This window comes from Chitinophaga sp. (assembly GCF_036566945.1).
GTDB lineage: Bacteria > Bacteroidota > Bacteroidia > Chitinophagales > Chitinophagaceae > Chitinophaga.
Genome location: NZ_DATCVJ010000054.1, coordinates 1 through 2,249, shown reverse-complemented (window position 1 = coordinate 2,249; position 2,249 = coordinate 1). Strand labels below are relative to the sequence as shown.

Genomic DNA, 2,249 nt, shown 5'->3' with positions numbered 1-2,249 from the left:
ATAAAGAAACCAGATGCGGAGCGAACCGCCGTGGTTTTCGACGCCTGTTGGGTATGATGTTAAAGCCATTAATCCCTCCTGACGTCCAGGAGCATCGACGAGTGTACTGCTTTTCATGCTGTCTTCGCACCTGGTTGATTTTTTTTCTGAGCCTCGATCCACTGATCTACGGCTTTCCTGTTATACATACACTCGCTGGAAGGCTTGGGATTACCATCTGGCGAAATGTGCAGGTACTCGCGGCCAAGCAGCCATGATTCTTTTCTGGCCCGGGTGATGGTACCGGGCTTGAGCCCGGTAACCGCAATCAGAACTTTTTCGCTAACCCAGTCATTCGGCACCAGAAGAACGATATCAGCACTGGTTTGCATGAATCTCCTCCACTTTTTCTTTTGCTATACGCACACACCGCTCAAAAGAAGAGGGCGTTACAATTTCGCGCAGGGCCTTAACCAGAAAATCGCTGTGCTGCTGGTGCAGCTGCAGGTTACGTTCTTTTTCCTGCTGGCGCAGAACAGCCAGGCGGGACATAACGATGCGCTTCTTTTGCTGTACTGTCCGTCTGGCATTTTCAGCCCGTTTGCGCCAATCAGGATCGGCATCCTGCTTCAGGAGCTGGCCATCTATAGAGATAATGCTTTCTTCAGCCAGCGCCAGCTGCTCCAGGCATTCGGTAATTGTCTTCAGCGACTCAGTATTGATTTTTGTGCGTTCCATCATTTCAGAACCTCTGAGATTTGCTCAAAGGCATCTTCCCGCAGTGGCATCAAAGCCAGGAAGGGATTGCCGAAGTATTCATTAATTACCGGGTCGAGCATTATCTGACATGGTGCAGATTTCCCGAGTGGCTTGAATTTGAGTGCAGCCGATCCAAACATGCGATATGGAAGATCGAGAAGGGTTGAGGAGAACATTGGTAACTCGTCGCATCGCTCAGGCCTGGGAGTCATCAATTTTTCCAAATCCGGGTAACTGCATTCGATCTTCGCTAATGTCGATGAGCCCACAGCCTTCTCGAATTCATCAAAGTGAATCGCCATCCAACCATCTTTCAGAAGGTCGATAATCGTCACCTCTACGTTATCCGGGATATCGCCTTTCAGCAGAAAAACACCGTCAATGTCGGTACTGTCGCCGTGCTCCATTGATACCATCGCAACCCCGTTACATGCCTGAATGTGGGAAGGGGTGATGCGTACCCCTCGCAGGTAGGTGCGTTCTTCCTTTTCGCTGGCTACGCAGCATAGGGCGGCGCGGAGAATGTCGGTATAGATGAGCATTATTTTACCTCCGGAGTGTAAATGGCTTTGTCGTGGCTGTATTCGCCGTTCCATGTAGCTTTCATTGGTAGCTCGCCTTTGAGGTAGAGCTGATAAAGTCGGTGCGTACCCTTCAGCAACAGCACAACTTTCTTTTTGGTAAAAGGTTCCTTTCCGACATCTTTAATCTGAATATCCTGCTCGGTCAGATACTTGTCGCGAGCATAAGATTTAACTCTCCAGCGAGGTTCCTTCTCCGGGTCTGGTTGTTCGTTATAAAGCCAGCCCCGCAGGAAAGCCCACCAGGTGATTTTGCTGGTGTTAACGCCGTTAAGTGCTTTGCAGAACGCTGGAAGTGTCATGCCTTTGGTAAAGTGCTTTTCCAGGTTCTCAACCGTGACGCTTAGCGTTTTATTTTCGATGGCAGCAGCTTCGGCGCGCTCTTCTGCTTCGATCACCATCAGCGCCAACTCTTTTCGGCTAATAGGTATCTGGGCTGCCGGTGCGTTGATCGCGTCACGCTGAGTGAAATAGAAGTCCACCAGGTCCTCGTGATAGCCCCACGCCTGATCGGTTTCCAGCATCTTCGCGTGGTTGGCCGCGCCGCGCTCTGTCCAAAGACGTAGACGGGGAGTGCGTTTATCAACTGCCCCTCTAAATGAGGGGGAGTTCTTCAGGGTCAGTAGTTCTTCGCCTTCAACATCGAAATAATGTTTTCCCTCAACAAAGCGAGTTTGGTTGCGCGAGAAGTTATTGCTGATCATCTTCTCCGTGGCACCATACCCCGCAGCCATTTGCTCAGTGGTCACCACCCGCTGGCCGCGATACTCGATGATTTGCAGGTCACGTGCGGCCACCGGTGCCAATTCAGTTTTCATAGCCATTTCCGATTTCCCCTAAAACGGTTTCTGTTTCATCAATTGGTCACGATGGGCTACCCATGCGTCGTATTTTTTGGTCCACTTTTGCATTTCGCGCTTTCGAGCCAGG

Annotated in this window: 4 protein-coding genes; all 4 read right to left on the bottom strand. The window is 50.6% G+C overall.

Translation table 11 applies throughout. The annotated features are described in order from the left end of the window. Nucleotides 1-113: 113 nt before the first annotated feature. Genes VIP81_RS01620 through VIP81_RS01605 form a run of 4 tightly spaced genes read right to left on the bottom strand, consistent with a single transcriptional unit; the run spans nt 114 to nt 2,137 of the window. Nucleotides 114-371 carry an excisionase family protein gene (locus VIP81_RS01620; RefSeq protein WP_100776975.1) on the bottom strand — a complete coding sequence of 86 codons (258 nt, stop codon included), beginning with the start codon at nt 369-371 and terminating at the stop codon, nt 114-116. Next, nucleotides 355-720 carry a hypothetical protein gene (locus tag VIP81_RS01615; protein ID WP_311027503.1) on the bottom strand — a complete coding sequence of 122 codons (366 nt, stop codon included), beginning with the start codon at nt 718-720 and terminating at the stop codon, nt 355-357. The genes VIP81_RS01620 and VIP81_RS01615 overlap by 17 nt, the downstream gene beginning before the upstream one ends. Beyond that, nucleotides 717-1,280 (bottom strand): hypothetical protein, encoded by a 564-nt coding sequence (locus VIP81_RS01610; protein WP_331956729.1) that lies wholly within the window; start codon nt 1,278-1,280, stop codon nt 717-719. The genes VIP81_RS01615 and VIP81_RS01610 overlap by 4 nt, the downstream gene beginning before the upstream one ends. Further along, entirely contained in the window at nt 1,280-2,137 is an 858-nt protein-coding gene (locus VIP81_RS01605) for an ORF6N domain-containing protein (RefSeq protein ID WP_331956728.1), read from the bottom strand. Before VIP81_RS01605 ends, VIP81_RS01610 begins: the two co-directional genes overlap by 1 nt. Nucleotides 2,138-2,249: the final 112 nt, after the last annotated feature.

Excerpts from the sequence above, each read along its gene's own strand:
- VIP81_RS01610 (WP_331956729.1), bottom strand. The coding sequence starts at position 1,280 with ATGCTCATCTATACCGACATTCTCCGCGCCGCCCTATGCTGCGTAGCC.
- VIP81_RS01615 (WP_311027503.1), bottom strand. The coding sequence starts at position 720 with ATGATGGAACGCACAAAAATCAATACTGAGTCGCTGAAGACAATTACC.
- VIP81_RS01620 (WP_100776975.1), bottom strand. The coding sequence starts at position 371 with ATGCAAACCAGTGCTGATATCGTTCTTCTGGTGCCGAATGACTGGGTT.
- VIP81_RS01605 (WP_331956728.1), bottom strand. The coding sequence starts at position 2,137 with ATGAAAACTGAATTGGCACCGGTGGCCGCACGTGACCTGCAAATCATC.